The 16,539-nt window shown below is 61.4% G+C and carries 19 protein-coding genes; 4 read left to right on the top strand and 15 right to left on the bottom strand.

Translation table 11 applies throughout. The annotated features are described in order from the left end of the window. Positions 1-5 precede the first annotated feature (5 nt). A complete protein-coding gene (locus EG19_RS06525) occupies positions 6-329 on the bottom strand; it encodes a hypothetical protein (RefSeq protein ID WP_235208711.1) in 324 nt (107 codons plus the stop codon). A 10-nt stretch (positions 330-339) separates the two neighbouring features. On the opposite strand from EG19_RS06525, the gene folB reads away from it, so the two are divergent. Genes folB through EG19_RS06510 form a run of 3 tightly spaced genes read left to right on the top strand, consistent with a single transcriptional unit; the run spans position 340 to position 1,914 of the window. Then, complete coding sequence (folB, locus tag EG19_RS06520; protein ID WP_038048805.1) at positions 340-705, top strand: dihydroneopterin aldolase; 366 nt, start codon at positions 340-342, stop codon at positions 703-705. Beyond that, on the top strand, positions 702-1,196 hold the full coding sequence (gene folK / locus EG19_RS06515; protein ID WP_038048804.1) for a 2-amino-4-hydroxy-6-hydroxymethyldihydropteridine diphosphokinase: 495 nt from the start codon (positions 702-704) through the stop codon (positions 1,194-1,196). Before folB ends, folK begins: the two co-directional genes overlap by 4 nt. After that, on the top strand, positions 1,189-1,914 hold the full coding sequence (locus EG19_RS06510; RefSeq protein ID WP_053335007.1) for an SDR family oxidoreductase: 726 nt from the start codon (positions 1,189-1,191) through the stop codon (positions 1,912-1,914). Before folK ends, EG19_RS06510 begins: the two co-directional genes overlap by 8 nt. A gap of 11 nt (positions 1,915-1,925) precedes the next feature. Here EG19_RS06510 and EG19_RS06505 read toward each other — a convergent pair whose 3' ends face one another. After that, a complete protein-coding gene (locus EG19_RS06505) occupies positions 1,926-2,522 on the bottom strand; it encodes a DUF1579 domain-containing protein (RefSeq protein ID WP_081799990.1) in 597 nt (198 codons plus the stop codon). 74 nt (positions 2,523-2,596) lie between these two features. On the opposite strand from EG19_RS06505, the gene EG19_RS06500 reads away from it, so the two are divergent. Continuing rightward, on the top strand, positions 2,597-3,472 hold the full coding sequence (locus EG19_RS06500; protein WP_038048802.1) for a diacylglycerol/lipid kinase family protein: 876 nt from the start codon (positions 2,597-2,599) through the stop codon (positions 3,470-3,472). Positions 3,473-3,532: 60 nt separating this feature from the next. Here the strand turns inward: EG19_RS06500 and EG19_RS06495 are convergent, their stop codons facing one another. From EG19_RS06495 to EG19_RS06435, 13 genes are all read right to left on the bottom strand, one after another. Then, the gene (locus EG19_RS06495) at positions 3,533-4,189 is read right to left on the bottom strand and encodes an RluA family pseudouridine synthase (RefSeq protein ID WP_161685460.1); all 657 of its coding nucleotides are present in this window, start codon (positions 4,187-4,189) and stop codon (positions 3,533-3,535) included. A 104-nt stretch (positions 4,190-4,293) separates the two neighbouring features. Continuing rightward, a complete protein-coding gene (locus tag EG19_RS06490; RefSeq protein ID WP_053335004.1) occupies positions 4,294-4,848 on the bottom strand; it encodes a cytochrome c oxidase subunit 3 in 555 nt (184 codons plus the stop codon). Next, positions 4,845-5,147 carry a cytochrome C oxidase subunit IV family protein gene (locus EG19_RS06485; RefSeq protein ID WP_053335003.1) on the bottom strand — a complete coding sequence of 101 codons (303 nt, stop codon included), beginning with the start codon at positions 5,145-5,147 and terminating at the stop codon, positions 4,845-4,847. Before EG19_RS06485 ends, EG19_RS06490 begins: the two co-directional genes overlap by 4 nt. Before the next feature lie 53 nt (positions 5,148-5,200). Next, positions 5,201-6,013 (bottom strand): cytochrome c oxidase subunit 3 family protein, encoded by an 813-nt coding sequence (locus tag EG19_RS06480; RefSeq protein WP_053335002.1) that lies wholly within the window; start codon positions 6,011-6,013, stop codon positions 5,201-5,203. After that, positions 5,991-7,655: a cytochrome c oxidase subunit I gene (ctaD, locus tag EG19_RS06475; RefSeq protein WP_053335001.1), complete on the bottom strand. Its 1,665-nt coding sequence runs from the start codon at positions 7,653-7,655 to the stop codon at positions 5,991-5,993. Before ctaD ends, EG19_RS06480 begins: the two co-directional genes overlap by 23 nt. Beyond that, entirely contained in the window at positions 7,636-8,691 is a 1,056-nt protein-coding gene (gene coxB, locus EG19_RS06470; protein WP_200867123.1) for a cytochrome c oxidase subunit II, read from the bottom strand. Before coxB ends, ctaD begins: the two co-directional genes overlap by 20 nt. Continuing rightward, complete coding sequence (locus tag EG19_RS06465) at positions 8,646-9,440, bottom strand: SCO family protein (protein ID WP_053335000.1); 795 nt, start codon at positions 9,438-9,440, stop codon at positions 8,646-8,648. The genes coxB and EG19_RS06465 overlap by 46 nt, the downstream gene beginning before the upstream one ends. Beyond that, positions 9,437-9,724 carry a hypothetical protein gene (locus EG19_RS06460; RefSeq protein WP_152543957.1) on the bottom strand — a complete coding sequence of 96 codons (288 nt, stop codon included), beginning with the start codon at positions 9,722-9,724 and terminating at the stop codon, positions 9,437-9,439. The genes EG19_RS06465 and EG19_RS06460 overlap by 4 nt, the downstream gene beginning before the upstream one ends. Positions 9,725-9,731: 7 nt before the next feature. Further along, complete coding sequence (locus EG19_RS06455) at positions 9,732-10,934, bottom strand: hypothetical protein (protein WP_038048798.1); 1,203 nt, start codon at positions 10,932-10,934, stop codon at positions 9,732-9,734. Continuing rightward, the gene (locus EG19_RS06450; protein WP_081799988.1) at positions 10,918-11,586 is read right to left on the bottom strand and encodes a c-type cytochrome; all 669 of its coding nucleotides are present in this window, start codon (positions 11,584-11,586) and stop codon (positions 10,918-10,920) included. Before EG19_RS06450 ends, EG19_RS06455 begins: the two co-directional genes overlap by 17 nt. After that, complete coding sequence (locus tag EG19_RS06445; protein WP_038048796.1) at positions 11,586-12,149, bottom strand: DUF3341 domain-containing protein; 564 nt, start codon at positions 12,147-12,149, stop codon at positions 11,586-11,588. The genes EG19_RS06450 and EG19_RS06445 overlap by 1 nt, the downstream gene beginning before the upstream one ends. Next, positions 12,136-13,608 carry an NrfD/PsrC family molybdoenzyme membrane anchor subunit gene (gene nrfD, locus EG19_RS06440; RefSeq protein WP_081799987.1) on the bottom strand — a complete coding sequence of 491 codons (1,473 nt, stop codon included), beginning with the start codon at positions 13,606-13,608 and terminating at the stop codon, positions 12,136-12,138. Before nrfD ends, EG19_RS06445 begins: the two co-directional genes overlap by 14 nt. Next, positions 13,608-16,529, bottom strand: coding sequence for a TAT-variant-translocated molybdopterin oxidoreductase (locus tag EG19_RS06435; protein WP_053334999.1), 2,922 nt, complete (start codon positions 16,527-16,529; stop codon positions 13,608-13,610). Before EG19_RS06435 ends, nrfD begins: the two co-directional genes overlap by 1 nt. Between the last annotated feature and the right edge of the window lie 10 nt (positions 16,530-16,539).

Below are 16,539 nucleotides of genomic sequence, written 5' to 3'. Positions count from 1 at the left end.
CGGGCTCATGCTAACAGATCGGCCAGGCTGGCGGGCGGCTCCTCACCATCCCACCGCTCCACCATCACCCTTTCGCCGCTGGCCCGCACCCGGAAAAAACCGGCCTCCGCACGCACCAGCCAAAACCTCTCCACGGGCCTGTCCGCTCTGGTGCCACCCACCTCCACCTCCTGCAGCACCTCCAGAGGCCAGCGCGTTTGGCCAAAGATAAGCCAGCGCGGTTTTTCATGACCGCGGCCGCCGGCGTAGAACACCACCTGCGCCACCAGCGAAACCCATAAGGCCATGGCGTGAGTGTAAACCCGTCCGCCGGCCGGTAAAATGGCCACGGAGGGCACCTTGGACCATGTCTTCATCCACCGCTTGGAAACCTACTGCATCGTGGGCGTCAACCCCTGGGAGCGGGAGGTTCAGCAAAAGGTTTGCCTGGACATCGTCATGGACTGCTCCACTCGGGAAGCGGCCGCCGATGACGATATGGCCAAAGCCGTGGACTACCGCGCGGTGGCCAAAGCCGTGTTGGATTTGGTCACGAACTCCCGTTTTTACCTGGTGGAAGCGCTCGCTGAGGCGGTAGCCAAGTTGATCCTCGAGGTGCAGCCCAGGGTTCAGGCGGTGACCGTCACGGTGTCCAAGCCCGGGGCGGTGCGCTTTGCCCAGGAGGTGGGCGTGCGCATTCGGCGGGAAAGGGAAAAGCCACAGTGAAACCGGTTCTGGTGCTTTTGGGCTCCAACATTGAGCCGGAACGGCACATCCCTCAGGCCAAGGCAGAGCTCCAGCAGCTTCTTGCGGATTGCGTCTTTTCGCGTACCTACCTCACCGCGCCGGTGGGAGACCCCCATCAGCCTCCGTTTTGGAACTTAGCCGCCAAAGGGAAAACCCCCCTTTCCGTGGAGGAACTGCAGCACCAGCTGGCCCTCCTGGAAACCCGGCACGGAAGGGTGCGGGACCCCGCTCGTCCCTGCGGCCCCCGCACCCTGGACCTGGACCTCTTGCTTTACAACCAGGAAGTAGGGCTCTTCGGTTCGTTGCAGCTCCCCTCCCCGCTACTTTCCCGGGAGGCGTTCGTGCTGGTGCCCGCCGCCGAAGTGGCTCCCCAATGGCTCCATCCAGTACTGAAAAAACCACTGGCCGAATTAGCAGCTAGCCTCAAGGCCGAAGGCATTGAGCCGCTTCCGGAGGAAGCCCGTGCCTAAAGCACTCACCGCCCTGGTCACCGGTGGCGCCCGCCGCGTGGGAAAGGCCATCGTCCAGGAGTTGATTGCCCACGGGGCCACCGTGGCCTTTACCTACTGGCACTCGGAAGCGGAAGCCAGGGCGCTGGAGGCAGCCCACCCTGGCCAGGCTATTGCCCTGCGTTGCCCGCTGGAAGAGCCCGAAGCTCGGGCGCAGCTGGTAGCCCGGGTGCAAGAGCTTTTCCCCCACCTTTCGGCGCTGGTCCACAACGCGGCGGTGTTTCCCCGCACTCCGCTGGCAGAGCTCACGGTAGAGAGCTTCCGCCAAACCCTGGCCGTGAACCTGGAGGCACCCCTTTTTCTCTCCCGCGACCTTGCCGATGCCTTGCGTCGAGGCCAAGGCGCCATCGTCAACGTCGCGGACGTTTACGCTTTCTTGCCTTTGAAAAACTTCACCGCTTACGTCGTTTCCAAGGCAGCCCTGGTGGCAACCACCCGCCAGCTGGCGGTGGAGCTGGCCCCGGAGGTACGGGTGAACGCCGTGGCCCCGGGCATTGCCGCCTTTCCCGAAAGCTACGACCAGGAAACACGCGAACGGCTTATCGCCCGCACGCTGCTCAAAAAAGCGGGCAGTCCCGAGGAAATCGCCCGGGCCGTGCGTTTCTTGCTGTTTGAAGCCCCCACGGTCACCGGTGAGGTCCTCACCGTGGATGCCGGCCGTCGCTTGTTTGCCGGCTAGCAGCCGGCACTTTACCGGCGGGTGTAGTGAATCTCCATGTTCTTGAATTCCTTGCCGTCGGGACCGGTGAGGAACATCTCCGAAACCAGCTTTCCGCCTTCCAACACCCGAAGCGTTTCCCTGAACTTGAGCTTTTTGCCACTGACGGGATCATCCACCTCGGACGTAAAGGTGAAAAGCTTGCCGGTGCTGTCCACCGTTCCCTCACTGGTCATAAAACCGGTCCCCAGAGAGTCCATCCACACGCCCACGTAGGTTTTTTTGGCGTTGTCGTAGCCCAAATAGCCGATGCCTTCAAACGGTTCGCCGGCAAAAGTTCCCTTAACCACCTGGTAAACAAAGCGCCCACCCAGCACCCACCGGTTTTCCGAGGTAGCCGTGGACTTCACCGGGGCGGCTCCAGGGGCCTCCCAGGTGGTCACCTCCGCGGAAAAGGTCCCCACCAGCGGCTCCAAAAGCTTGTGCTGCTCACCGGGGCGAGCCAGCTTCAGCCACGCTTCCATCATCTCCTGCTGTGAAGACTGGGCCACCACCGACACAGCAAAAACGCTCAAGGCGGCAGTCGTTAGCGCCAAAGACACAATCATCTTTCCCCTTCCGTGCGACATGTGGTCATCCTCCTCGGGCCGAGTCTACACGGAAAAGCCTACAGAACCACCAGCAAAGCTGGTAGAGTTTCCCCGTGCTTTTGATCGTGAACCCAGCGGCGGCAGGAGGCAGGTTGGGCAAACAGTGGCCGCGGGTGCGTAGCTTGTTGGAAAGCGTTGGGTTGAAGGTCCCCCAGGCGTTTACCCGCGCCCCAGGCCACGCCACCGAGCTGGCCGCCGAAGCGGTGGCCAAGGGTACCGAGGCGGTGGTGGCGGTGGGAGGAGACGGCACCATTTGCGAGGTGGTGGAGGGTCTGCATCAAGCGGGCGGCGGCGTTTTGGGTATTCTTCCCCTGGGCACCGGCAACGACACCGCGCGAACTTTGGGAATCCCCCGCAAGCTCAAAGCCGCCATTGCCACCCTGCACCAGCCGCAGCTGCGGGAGGTGGACCTCATGCGGGTGGGCTCCCGGGTGGTGGTCAACGCCGTGGGGATGGGGATGTTGGGAGCCATCAACGTGAAAGCCGCCGGCCTCAAAAAGGTGCGAGGCCTTACGGCCTACCTTTTGGCAGCCGTGCACACGCTTTTCCGTTACCGACCGCCCACCGTGGAGCTGGAAAGTGAGGGCTTCCGCTACCGCGGAGCCATGACGATCCTGGCCATTCACAACGGACCCACCACCGGTGGCGGCTTCCGGCTCGCCCCCGGAGCGGTGCCCGACGACGGCCAGCTGGAGGCTTGTCTGGTGGAAGGTGTGGGGATCGCGGGGCGCTTTCCCCGTTTGCTCGCAGCTCTCCGGGGCAGCCTGCACCGCTGGCCCAAATCCCACTTTTTGCGCTTCCAGCGCTTGCGCCTTTCCTGCCAACAACCCCTCGATGTGCACCTGGATGGCAACCCATTCCGCTGCGACCCACCCGGGATCGAGGTGTCGGTGCTGCCCCGGGCCCTCAGCGTTTTGGCGCCGCGTTAGCCAGTCCGCGAAAAGCCTCACCGGCTCGGAGCCTTCATCCAGATTCCTTCGAGTTTCCAGCTATTGCTGGGTGGCAGCGCCTGCGGTTGCCGGGTTTAAAAGGCTTTCCCAATCCTCCGGATACGGGGCCTCCACCTCCACAAAGTGCCCATGCCAGGGGTGGGGAAAAACCAAAAGGCGGGCATGCAGCAGGGGGCGGGGGGCAGCGGGGTTTCCGCCGTAAAGCGTGTCGCCTAAAAGAGGCAAACCCAAAGCCGCCAAATGGGCCCGTATCTGGTGGCGGCGGCCGGTCACCGGACAGGCCTCCACCAGGGCTTTTTCCGGCGAAAAAACCCGGAGAAGCCGCAACTCGGTGCGGGCTGGCTTTCCCCGCTCCCAATCCACCACCGTGCGGTGGAGGCGGTCACCGTTTTCCCGTAGAGGGTGCTCCACGGTCATATGCTCCCAGGACGGAACCCCGCTCACCACAGCGTGGTAAACCTTGCGCACCCGATGCTTTGAAAACGCCTGCGACAGGACTTTTTGCGTTTCGGAGGTACGGGCAAAGAGCAACGTCCCGGTGGTGTCACGGTCCAAGCGGTGCACCACAAAAACCGGACCCAATTGCTCCCAAACCTCCTGCCAGAAGCTGGCCTCTTGCCGACGGTGGCGATCGAACACCACCGAAACCCCCGGTGGTTTGTTCACCACCACCACCTGTTCATCTGCGAACAGCACGCTTACCACCACTGCGCTTTCCGCCTTTCCCGCCGACTCATTCTACAGGCGAGAGGAAGGCTGGGGTTTTCTCGAAAGAACGAGCGGGAAAAAGCGCGAAGAGCTTAAAAGAGAACCTGCAGCAGGGCGAAGATAACCAGCCAGACCACGGTCAAAAAGTGCCAGTAGGTGGCGGCGTAGGAAAGCCCCTGGAGGGTCAGACGGGCGCGGCGGGCCTTGACGGTCACCACGGCCAAGCTCACAACCCCGCCAAGCACGTGCAGAGCGTGAAGGACCGTCAAAAGGAAAAAGCTAAAAGCGTAAAGGGCGGTAGCGCGGGCGGCAAACGCCGGCCACAGCGCTTGCCAGTTGAGCACCTGGTTGGCCAGAAACACCAGCGCCAAAACGTTGGTCACCAGCAGGTAGTTGGCCGCAACCTTACCCGCCCCCTGGGAAAAACGCCTGGAACCGGCGCTCAACGTCCAGGAGCTCAAAAGGATGAGCCCCGTGGACAACCACAAACCCGCGGGCAGCGGCGGCGCTCCCTCCGGTGGCCAGGTGGCAGCTTTAGCGCGTACCACCAAGATCCCCACCATGCTGGCGGTAAAAAGCACGCTCAACGAAAGCAAAAAAAGCCGCATGCCCAACCGGCCAGCCGCTGAGCTTTTCTCTTCGTTCAAGGCTTAACCCCCATCCCCGGAGCATAGCCCGGAATGAGCTCCGGCTGGTAGGCCCTGGTGTCCATCAGCGCCAGCACCACAAAGAGCATCACGAACAAAAGCGCACCGATAAACACGATGGCGTTAAAGGGATGGTCATAGCGCATGTGCATGAAGTAAAGCAACACCAAGCTTGCCTTAAGCGTGGCAATGGCCAGAGCCAGCCACAGGTTCAAAGAACCCAAATCCACCCAGGTGGCGGCCACGGTAATCACGGTTAAAACCATCAGCGAAAGCCACACGGCCACCAATACCTTCATGGGTACCACATGGACTGCGCTTGCGTTGCCGTGTTCTTCCATGCTCGCTCCCCTCAGTGAATCAAATACAAAAGCGGGAAAAGGTAAATCCAAATCAAGTCCACCAAGTGCCAGTAAAGACCCGCCAAATCCACCGGCGTAAAGTACGCGGAGGAAAACTCGCCGCGACGGGCCCGAAGCAAAATCCAAAACAGCACCACCATCCCCGCCACCACGTGGAGGCCGTGCAAGCCGGTCATCACGAAGTAAACGCTGAAGAACAGCTGCACGTTTTGGGGAACCACCGTTTCCTGCGAAGCTGCCCGAACCTCCCAGCTTAAGCCCTGGGGAGGCACCGCCGGTGGTGGCAGGGTGCTCCGCTCCTCGGGGTTCACCGAAATCAAAGGCTTGGGGGGAGGCACGTCCTTGGGCTTGCTCACTTCGGCATGGGCGGGCTTGTAGCGCTTGCCCCACAGCAAGCCCTCCTTCCACTTGTGCTCGTACTCCACGTACTTGATGCCCAGGAAAACGAAGCCGCAGAAAATGGTCGCCGCCAGCAAACGCACGAGCTTTTTCTGCTGGGAAAGCTGGGCCGCCCTTACCGCCCAGGCCATGGTAAAGCTGGAAAAGATCAGCACCACGGTGTTGATACCGCCCAGGATCTTGTTCAAAAAGTGATGGGCATACACGAAAATCTCCGGGTGGTTGGCCCGGTACACCGCGTACGCGCAAAAGAGGCCGCCAAAAAGCAGGATTTCCGTGGCCAGGAAAATCCACATCCCCAGCTTACCGGCCTCCACCTGGGCTTTGGCATCGGGGAAGTGATGAGCAACGTGGGATTCAGCGCCGTGCACCTTGACCTCCTCAAACTCTGCCACCGGCTGCACCGCTGGGGGCTAACACATACCCGCCTGCTTCGCGGTCAAACACCCACCGGTCCACATCGTAGGGATCGCCGGGGATCGGCTGGGTCTCGAAGTTGTCGTGGGGAGGCGGTGAGGTGGTTTGCCATTCCAGCGTCGCCGCGCCCCAGGGGTTCGCCGGGGCCGGTTCACCGGCAAAGAGAGAATGCAGGAGAACACCCGCTGCAATCACAAAGCCAATGGCCAGGATAAAAGCCCCAATGGTGGAAACCTTGTGATAGGGCGCAAACTCCGGCAGGTAGTTGTAATAACGACGCGGCATGCCTTGAGCACCCATGATGAACTGCGCCAAAAACGTGGTGTTAAAGCCAATGAAGATGAGAAAAGCCCCTAATTTGGCCCACGCTTCCCGGTACATCCGGCCAGTGATCTTGGGCCACCAGTAAAACAGGCCACCAAAAAAGGCGATGGCTGTGCCACCAAACATCGTGTAATGGAAGTGCGCCACCACAAAGTACGTGTCGGTCAAATGCACGTCGGTGGCCAGAGCCCCCAGGAACAGCCCGGTCAGCCCACCAATGCCAAAAAGGAAGAGAAACGATAACGCGTAAAGCATGGGGGTGGCCAGCTCCACCTCACCTTTGTACATGGTGGCCACCCAGTTAAACACCTTCACCGCCGAAGGAATGGCCACCAAAAAGGTCAAAATGGAAAAAATGAGGCTGGCCAGGTTCGACTGACCTGACACGAACATATGGTGGCCCCATACCAAAAAGGAAATCACCGCAATGGCAATGGAGCTCATGGCAATAAAGCGGTAGCCGAAGATGTGGCGATGAGAAAAAGTAGAAACCAGCTCCGAAATGACCCCCATGGCCGGCAGGATCATGATGTACACCGCAGGGTGCGAGTAAAACCAGAAGAAATGCTGGAAGAGCACGGGATCACCACCCAACGCGGGGTCAAAAATCCCCACGCCCAGAGCCCTTTCGGCAATGAGCAGCAAAAGCGTGATGCCGAGCACGGGAGTGGCGAGGATTTGAATGATGGCGGTGCCGTAAAGCCCCCAGAGGAAAAGCGGCATCTTGAACCAGGTCATGGTGGGCGGCCGCAGTTTGTGAATGCTGACGATGAAGTTAAGCCCGGTGAAAATCGAGGAAAAACCCAGGATAAAAGCACCCAGGGTCATGGAAATGACCGAGGTGTTGGTGGTGGTGGAGTACGGGGTGTAAAACGTCCAACCGGTGTCCACCGCCCCGGTGACGATGGAAACCAGAGCCAGCACCGCTCCCGCCACCCAGAGGTAGTACGAAAGCAGGTTCAAGCGCGGAAACGCCACGTCTTTGGCGCCAAGCATCAACGGCAGCACGAAGTTTCCTAACGCCGCGGGAATACCGGGAATAATGAAGAGGAAAATCATGGCGGCCCCGTGCAGCGTGAACATCTGGTTGTAGGTGTTGGCGTCCATGATGGTGCGCTGGGGCGTCCACAGCTCCATTCGGATCAAAAGCGCAAAAACCCCGCCCAGAAGAAAAGAGGCCAGGATAGAAACCAGATACATCACCCCAATGCGCTTGTGATCCAGCGTAAAAAGCCACGACTTCCATCCCTTGGCGTGGGATAAGTAGTTATCGCCGAAAAGCGCGTTACCGACCGGTACTGCCATGGTTTCCTCCCTGCTGCCCACCTTCAGGCTGCGCCTCACCGCTCAAGGACTTAATGTAGGCCACCAGCGCGGTGATTTCCTGGTCCTTCAGCCTGCCTTTGTAGGTGGGCATGACTGGTTCGAAGCCGGCCACGATCTTGGCCATGGGCTCCAAAATTGATTCGCGGATGTAGTTCTCATCCGCCGTGGTGCGCGCGCCGCCCTTAAGCACTACCTCGTGCCCAAAGAGCTTTTGGAACGTGGGCCCAATGCCCCCGCTGCCATCCACCGAGTGGCACTGGGAGCAGCCTCTGGATTGATAGAGCCGCCGCCCCGCCTCCGCCGGCGGCAAGGTGTTGAGCAGGTTGGAAGCCGCCTCCAACCAGCGCTCAAAGCCTCCCGGCTCATGGACCTCCACAAAGGTCAGCATGTCGGAATGGCTGGTGCCGCAGTACTCCGCGCAAAAAACCTGGAATTTGCCGGTCTTGGTGGCGCGAAACCAAAGTTTGGTGTAGCGACCGGGAACCACGTCCCTTTTGATGCGAAAGGCCGGCACAAAAAAGCTATGAATCACGTCTTCGGAGGTCATGACCAGGCGCACCGGCTGATCCACAGGCACGTGCAAGACCTCATCCACGTAGCCGTTGGGATAGGTAAAAAGCCACTTCCACTTTTGTCCGGTGACCTGCACCTCGTAGGCGTTGGCCGGGGGCGTATTGATGTCCAAAAAGACCTTAAAGCCCCACACCCCCATAATCATCACCAAAATCAGGGGGATACCGCTCCAGGTGAGCTCTAAAAGCGTGTTGTGGGTAGGGGGATGCGCCGCCTTTTGATGACCTGGGCGTTTGCGAAAGCGGATGACAAAGGCCAGCATCAGCCCCACAATTAGCAGGAAGAAAAAGGCGGAAATCCAGAAGATGAACTTAAAGAGAGAGTCCACCGCCGGCGCCACTGAGGACGCCTGGGGCGGCAGCATGACCCCGTTTTCCGTAAGCAAAAGCCCCACCATCACGATGCCTCCCGCCGCGACCGCCGCCAGGAAACCAAAAGCCACCCTCCCAGGGTCAATGCCGTAAGCGCCCCGCCCGCCCTCATGATGCGGGAGGCGGCCATCACGTAACGCCCCTCGTTAGCGTCGTAATGGAAGCAGTAAAGGATGATCTTTTCGCCCAGGGAGCTTTTCCCCTCCCTGGCCTCGGAAAGCGCCAGCTTCAAGGTTCTCGGCTCGTAAAGGACCCCGTAAAGCGTGCGCGCGACCTTGCCTTGGGGGGTGAGGACGAAAATGCCGGCGCCGTGAGCGTATTCCTGCCGCTCCTCGTTCCACTTATAAAAGAAGCCCACGCTGTTGGTCACCCGCTGAATTTGCTCCTGCTTTCCGGTGAGAAAATGCCAGCCAGCGGCTGCCCCGGAACGCCCGTATTCCGCGAGATACGTTTGCTTTTTCAGCTTGGCCAAAGTTGGGGTTTCCAGGGGGTCTATGGAAATGGTCACCACGTTGAACTCATCCCCCACCGTGGCCGGAAGCCCCTTCAGCCCCTCCAGAACCCCCTGCAGCACCAAACCGCAGAGCATGGGGCAACGGTAGTAAACCAAGGTCAGAATCGTCGGTTTTCCGTTCAAGAGCTCGCCCAGCCTGACTTCCCTGCCGTCCTCGTCCAGGAAAACCGCATCAAGAGGCACCTGCGCCCCCGGCCGTTCCTCAATGCCCACGCCTTCTAACTCCTTGGGCAGAGGTTCGGCCCGCTGGGCCCCCGCCGGGACCGCCAGCGCCAACGTCAAAACCGCCAAAACCGAAACCCTCATGGCCGCCCTCCCTGCTCCGCCACCACCAGCTCCATGGCGCGGCTAATGGGGATGGTGACGACGCCCTTTTGGGGATCCACGACGCGGTAGCCTTCCAGCTGCCCCATCTGCTCCGCAAACACCGCTTTGGCTTCCGGGCGAACCATCACCGCCTTGGTCAGGTCTTCCTTGGCCGCTGCGCGGTAGTAAAGGGCCTGGAGGAGGATGATGACGGCTACCAAGAATACCGCGCTCACCACCCCCACCATTGCTACTAAACCGCTTTTCGGCTCGTAGGATTCCATGGACACCTCACGCGTTTTCAAAGGTTAAGGACTCCACCAGACGTGGATCCTTTTGCGGGGCCAGGGCGTGGCGACTGCTCAAGCGAGCCGCCCCGGAAAGCCACAGCCCGCCCAAACCTAGGGCCAGCAGCACATCCACCAGGTGCGGGGTGGCGCTGCCAAACTCCGGCATCACCAGCCAGTAAAGATCGAGGTAATGAACCACCAGGAGCCAGAGCGCCGGGTAAAACAACGTTCCGGGAGCTCGCTTGACCGACCTGGGAAGAAGCACCGCAAACGGCACAATGAAATGGCCGAACAGCAAGATCAAGCCAATGATCCCATAGCCCCCAGCGGTGCGCTTGAGGATCCAGGTGGTTTCCTCGGGGATGTTGCCGTACCAGATGAGCATGAACTGGGAAAAGGCAATGTAGGCCCAGAACACCACAAAAGCGAAGAGCAGTTTACCCAGGTCGTGGTAGTGCTCGCGGGTAACGGTGCGCCGCAAATACCCCGCCCGTTGCAACAAAACCCCAGCGGAAATCAGCAGCGCAAAAGCACCCACCACTGCCCCGGAAAAGTAGTAAACGCCAAAAATCGTGCTGTACCAGTGGGGGTTCAGGCTCATGAGCAAATCAAAAGCAGCAAAAGTGACGGTCAAGGCGTACAGCAACATCACCGGAGCGGCGCGCCTCTGCATGGTTTCGGTGAGCGCCACATCGCCGGTTTCATCCTGCTGCACCGAAGTCCGATAGTAATAGCGGCCAGCCCAGCTCCAAAAGGCAAAGTAAAAAACCAGACGCAGCAGGAAAAACGGAAGGTTCAAGTAGGGCTTTTTGCCCAAAAGCACGGGGTCCGCCGCTACGACTTCGGGGTGAGTCCAGTGGTAAAGCTCGTGCAAGCCCAGAAGCAAAGGCAGCGCCAAAACCACCAGCAGCGGCCCCTGGGCCGCAAAAAACTCGGCCAAACGCCGAACCACCACGCTCCACCCCGCCCGCACCAGGTGCTGAAGGATCACAAAGAAAAGCGCACCTAAGGTCAGCGACAAAACCCAGGAAAAAGCCGTAAGGTAGGCGGGGAAAAAGCGCTCCCGCCAGGGCTCCCAGAGCCAAGCCCCAATTGCTGCCAGGGCCACACAGACCCCGCCAAACCCCAGGGAAGCCCGCGCCAGCTTGGCTCCCACCTCGCCCAGACTGCGGCGGTCCAACATCAGCTCAACGATTGCCGTCATGACCCGTAATCCTCGCTTCCAGCTGTGGCCTTACCTCCGGTGGGACGTCCGCCAGCGTGGCAAACTGCGATCGCTGGAGGGCCTTCACGTAGGCCACGATGGCCCACCGGTCTTCCACGGGAATTTGCGCACCGTAAGGCGGCATCGTTCGCACGCCGTTGGTAATGGCGTTGAAGATGTAGCCCACCGGCCGGGACCTGGCGGTTTCGGTATGGAAGGAAGCCACCGGTGTCCAGGTCCCCTCTTCCAGCCGCTCCGCCCGGCGGTTCACCACGCCATCCCCGTAGCCGGAATACCCATGGCACGGTGAGCAGAAGATGTTGTAGCGCTCCTGCCCCCGCAGCAAAAGCGAGCGGGTCACCGGCACCGGGATGACCTCCAGCCACTGGTTGCCCTTACGGCCGGTGGCCACTTCCGGAGGCAGAAGGCTTCCCCGGGGAACCGTTCCAGGGACCGGCAGCCGCATGGCCCGCCCGTCGGCAAAGATGGGGTTTGCCGCCTGGGCTTTGAACTTGGGCTGGTTGTCCATGTCGAAGATCAAGTGCACACGGGGAGAGGTGGAGGTGGTGACCCGGGCCCGCACCACCAGGGCCAGCGGCACCAGCGCAAGGGTTGCCAGGATGATCAACGCGTACTTGAGGGCGCGGGGCATCAGCTCACCTCCACCGGGTGTACCGCCTCCGCCCCCAGCCCCTGGAGGAACTCCCTCGTACCCCGGGGGTCAAAGCGGGGATCGCGGGCTTCCACCACCACGAAAAAGCGGTCGTCGCTGCCCTTGGCAAAGGCGGGAAGCTCAAAGAGCGGGTGGTAAAACTCCGGTTGCCGGTTGGCCACCAAAAGCCCGATCACGGCGGTGACAGCAGAAAGCAGCACGGTAAGCTCAAAGACCACCGGAATGGCCGGGGGCAAAGCAAAGAGCGGCTTTCCGGAAATGCGAAACGGGTAGTCCACGGCGTTGGTCCACCACTGCAAAGCCAGGCCCAGGGCGCAACCGGAAAGCCCACCGAGAAACACCAGCTTGGGCAGCCGACTGGGCTTAATTTCCATGGCCTCGTCCAACCCATGGACGGGGATGGGGGCGTGGGCATCGAAGTGGGTGTAGCCGGCCTTACGGCACGCCTCCACCGCCGACAGAAAGGCCTCCACGGTGGAAAACTCCGCCGCCAGGCCCCACAGCTTGGGCTCGGAAACCACCCGCAACTCACCGCCGGTCATGGTTTTCCCCTCCCAAGATTTCCTCGTGCTGGTGCGGGATTTCGCCCCAGTACTGCCCGTGCCCGCGGTGCGGTCCCCGCTCCAGCCCCGCCCGCGGCACCACGCTTTTCACCTCGGCCATGGCCACCATGGGCAAGAACCGCAGGAACAGCAGGAACAACGTGAGGAAAAGCCCGAAGCTACCGGCAAGCGTCAACAGCTCCACCCAGGTGGGCTTGTAAATCCCCCAGTTCCCCGGCAGGAAGTCCCGGGATAGCGTGGTCACCACGATCACAAAGCGCTCAAACCACATGCCCACGTTCACCAGAAGCGAGCCCACCAGCAAAATCCACGGCGTGGTCCGCGCCTTCTTAAACCAAAAGATCTGCGGAACCACCACGTTGCAGAACACCATGATCCAGTAAGCCCAGGCGTAAGGTCCCAGGGCGCGGTTGTAAAAGGTAAAGGCCTCAAAGTGGTTTCCCGAATACCAGGCGGTGAAAAACTCAATGCCGTACGCGTAGCCCACCATAAGGCTGGTGGCCAGCAGGATCTTGGCCATGTTGTCCAGATGACGGGTGGTCACCAGCTCTTCCAAATGGAAGGCCTTGCGGATGGGGATGAGCAGCGTAAGCACCATGGCAAAGCCCGAAAAGATGGCGCCGGCCACGAAGTAAGGTGGGAAAATCGTGGCGTGCCAGCCGGGCAGCTGCGAAACGGCAAAGTCAAAGCTCACCACCGAGTGCACGGAGAGCACCAGCGGCGTAGCCAGGGCTGCCAAAAGCAGGTAAACCCTCTCGTAGCGATGCCAGTGCCGCGCTGAACCCCGCCAGCCCAGCGCTAGGACCCCGTAAACAATTTGCCGCAGCTTGGTCTTGGCGCGATCCCGCAAGGTGGCCAGGTCGGGAATCATGCCCACGTACCAAAACATCAGCGAAACCGTGAAGTAGGTGCTCACCGCAAAAACGTCCCACATCAACGGCGAGCGGAAGTTCGGCCACATTTGCATCTGGTTGGGGTACGGGAAAAGCCAGTAATCAAACCAGGGACGACCGGTGTGAATGGCTGGAAAAATCCCAGCGCAAATCACCGCAAAAATCGTCATGCCTTCGGCAAAGCGGTTAATGGATGTCCGCCACTTTTGCCGGAAAAGAAAGAGAATCGCCGAAATGAGCGTCCCGGCGTGGCCAATACCCACCCAAAACACAAAGTTGGTGATGTCAAAGCCCCAGGCCACCGGGACGTTCAAGCCCCAAACCCCCACGCCCACCGTGAAGAGGTAGGCAAGCATGGCCAAAAGCACCACGGTGAGGGCTAGCGAAATGGAAAAGGTGACGGTCCACCACCGCGGCGGTTTAGGCCGTTCGGCAATGCTTGCCACCCGTTCGGTGATGGCCGCGAAGCTATCGTCCCCCAGCACCAAAGGGGCCCGCTGGCCCGGTTGGTCGTGGGAGTTGTCCCAAATGGCCGGCTGCGACATCAGCTCGCCTCCTCGGAGTTAGTAACCTTGGCCAGGTAAAGCACCCGGGGCCGGGTATTCAGCTCGGTCAGAACACCGTAGGCCCGGGGGTCCTGGAAGAGCTTGGCCACGCGGCTTGAGCTGTCGTTCAAGTTGCCGAAAACGATGGCCTGCGTGGGGCAAACCTGCGCGCACGCGGGCACCACATCGCCGTCCTTGAGGGGCCGGTGCTCGTTGTGCGCGGCAATCTTGGCTTTTTCAATGCGCTGAATGCAAAAGGTGCACTTTTCCATGACCCCTCGCCCGCGCACAGTTACCTCGGGGTTGAACTGCATCTTGCGGGTGGGGGTCACGTCCTTGAAGTAGTTGAAGAAGTTAAAGCGGCGCACCTTGTAGGGGCAGTTATTGGAGCAGTAACGGGTGCCCACACAGCGGTTGTAAACCATTTCGTTGAGCCCTTCCTCGCTGTGCACGGTGGCCGCCACCGGGCACACCTGCTCGCAGGGGGCGTTTTCACAGTGCTGGCAAAGCATGGGCTGAAAGGCAAACTTGGGGTTTTCGGGTTTGCCGGCAAAGTAGCGGTCCACCCGGATCCAGTGCATTTGCCGACCCTTTTGCACCTGCTTTTTGCCCACCACCGGGATGTTGTTTTCCGCCTGGCACGCCACCACGCAGGCGCCGCAGCCAATGCAGGAGGCCAAATCCACCACCATCCCCCACTGGTACTCGCCGGTAAACCCTCGCTCCTTCCAGGGCATGGGCGGACGAAGCTCCTCCCCCTTGGCCACCGGTTCCAAGCCTGCAGCCAGTGACGAAGCCGACACCTCCCGGACGAGCTCTCCCACCCGATGGCCCAGCGCTTCCAGGCCAATACGGTCAATGGCCTGCTGGTCCTGGGTGGAGGCCAGGTCCCCGCGCTTGCCGGTGGGTTCCAGGCGCACCGAGGTGGTCCAGCTTCCAGCAAAGAGCGGGAGCACATCCACCCCCACGTTGTCCGCCACCCGCCCGGCGGCCTTCCGGCCGTACCCGGCCACCAGACCCACGGTGTTTTCCGCGGTCCCCGGCAGCACAAAGCAGGGCAGCAGCACCTCCTTGCCGGAAGCCGTGACCCGCACCAGCTCGCCGTGTCGCACCCCCAGCTGGGACGCCGTTTTTGGAGCCAGAAGCGCAGCGTTCCCCCAGGTGAGCTTGGTCAAGGGCTCGGGAAGCTCCTGCAGCCAGGGGTTGTTGGCAAACCGCCCGTCCAGCACCTTGGTGTCGCAGGTGAGGCAGGCGGTAAGACCATCGCCGGCAGGAGCGTGCCCGAGCTCGTTGACCCAGCGGGCGTCTTTGGCCGGCAAGGTTAAAGGCGAAGCCCCCTCGCCCTTCCAGAGCCCATCGTGGAGGGTCTGACGCCAGAGCTCCTCCTGGAAAACCCCGCCGGTAAGCTTTGCAAAGGTTTCCCGCACCAGGTGATAGCCTGCGCTGTCGTAGCCCAGGACCAGGGCCAGCACCTCCTCGGCGGTTTTCCCCTCGTACAGAGGGGCAATGAGCGGCTGCACCACCGAGTACTCGCCGGTGAGGGCTTGCAAGTCCCCCCAGGCTTCCAAAAAGTGAGCCTGAGGCAGGTGCCAGCGAGAGAGGCGCGAGGTTTCGTCCTCAAAAAGCCCCAGCCGCACCACTTCGGCCCTGGAAAAAAGCGAAGACCAGGGCACGTGGGGTGCGGTAACTACGGGATTGCCGCCGAGGATGAGCAAAAGCTCCACCTCCCCGGCTTCCAGAGCCTGTTGCAACTGGGCAAGACTCCCCTGCACCGGCGGGGCTGAAAAGTAAAGCACCGTGTGCCCTTCGGCCCCCAGGGCACGGTTCAAGGCAAACACCATAGCGTGGGCCGCCGCAGGAAGGCTTTCCCCAGCTAACACCAGAGCTTCCCTGCCGGCCTGCCGCAAGTCTCGGGCCAGCCGGCTTACAAACTCCCTCTCTTCAGGAGCAAGCTCGCCCGCGGCCGGCAAGGGCAAGGAAAGGGCAAGCCCGGAGCTCGCCAGCTCGCGGGCCAAAGCCAGAAGCAAAGGCAAAAGCCGCTCGGGCCGGGCCGCCAAACGATAATCCGCCGCCGCTCCGGTGACCGTGGGCAGCGGTTCGGCCACGTAAAGGCGGTTTTTCCCCTCCCGCCGCCTCTGGGCAAACCCCCGGGCGTTGGCCACCGCCGAGGGATGGCGGAGGAGAATGTCAGCGCCGAAGCTGGCAATAACGCCGGCGTTTTCCAGCCTGGGCTTGCCGGCCGCCCGCACCCCCGTGGCCAGCGCCAAACCTTCGGCTTCCCGCACGTTAAGCAAGGGGTCCCAGTCCACCCAGGAGGCCTGAGGGAAACGCTGGGAAAGCGCCTGGCGCAAACGCTCCCGGGTGGGCGAGGGCGTGCCATCGGCCAGCACCCACAACCCGCGACCTCCTCGCGCCTGTGGCCGGGCCAACGAGGAAGCCAAAGCTTGCCGGAAGTTCTCCCAGCTGGAAACCACCCGCTGCCCCGCCTGCCTTTCCACCACCACCCGGGAGCGGTCGGGATCGTACAGCTCCAGCACCGCAGCCTGCGCCCACAGATGCGTCGCTCCCAGGCTTTCCGGGTGCAGGGGGTTGCCTTCCACCTTGATGGGGCGCCCGTCGTAGCTGGTCACCAGCAACCCCAGGGCGTTGCCAAACAGCGACATGGCGGTGGCAAAGTACTGCGGCACTCCGGGGATTCGCCCCTCAGGCTGCCCGGCAAAGGGGAGGATGGTTTCCTTAGGCCAGCGGCAGGAAGCCAGGCCCAAAAGGCCCAGAGAAGCCCCCGCCAGCTTCAGGAAATCCCGGCGGGTGCGGGGATCGGTCAACGCTTCGGCCAGGAGCGGGAACTCTTGCGCTACCTTTTCCCGAAACTCCGGGCTATCTTCCAGTTCGCTTAAGCTGCGCCAGTACGCCTTGCTCACGCCGTTTCCT

Origin of the sequence: Thermoanaerobaculum aquaticum, assembly GCF_000687145.1 — a bacterium.
Taxonomy (GTDB): Bacteria; Acidobacteriota; Thermoanaerobaculia; order Thermoanaerobaculales; family Thermoanaerobaculaceae; genus Thermoanaerobaculum; species Thermoanaerobaculum aquaticum.
Note: the sequence above shows the minus strand (reverse complement) of the source record. Positions and strands in the feature narration are given on the sequence as shown.

Coding starts and splice junctions, on each gene's coding strand:
- EG19_RS06505 (WP_081799990.1), bottom strand. CDS start 2,522: ATGTCGCACGGAAGGGGAAAGATGATTGTGTCTTTGGCGCTAACGACT.
- EG19_RS06485 (WP_053335003.1), bottom strand. CDS start 5,147: ATGAAGGTATTGGTGGCCGTGTGGCTTTCGCTGATGGTTTTAACCGTG.
- ctaD (WP_053335001.1), bottom strand. CDS start 7,655: ATGGCAGTACCGGTCGGTAACGCGCTTTTCGGCGATAACTACTTATCC.
- EG19_RS06465 (WP_053335000.1), bottom strand. CDS start 9,440: ATGAGGGTTTCGGTTTTGGCGGTTTTGACGTTGGCGCTGGCGGTCCCG.
- EG19_RS06460 (WP_152543957.1), bottom strand. CDS start 9,724: ATGGAATCCTACGAGCCGAAAAGCGGTTTAGTAGCAATGGTGGGGGTG.
- EG19_RS06455 (WP_038048798.1), bottom strand. CDS start 10,934: ATGACGGCAATCGTTGAGCTGATGTTGGACCGCCGCAGTCTGGGCGAG.
- EG19_RS06450 (WP_081799988.1), bottom strand. CDS start 11,586: ATGCCCCGCGCCCTCAAGTACGCGTTGATCATCCTGGCAACCCTTGCG.
- EG19_RS06445 (WP_038048796.1), bottom strand. CDS start 12,149: ATGACCGGCGGTGAGTTGCGGGTGGTTTCCGAGCCCAAGCTGTGGGGC.
- nrfD (WP_081799987.1), bottom strand. CDS start 13,608: ATGTCGCAGCCGGCCATTTGGGACAACTCCCACGACCAACCGGGCCAG.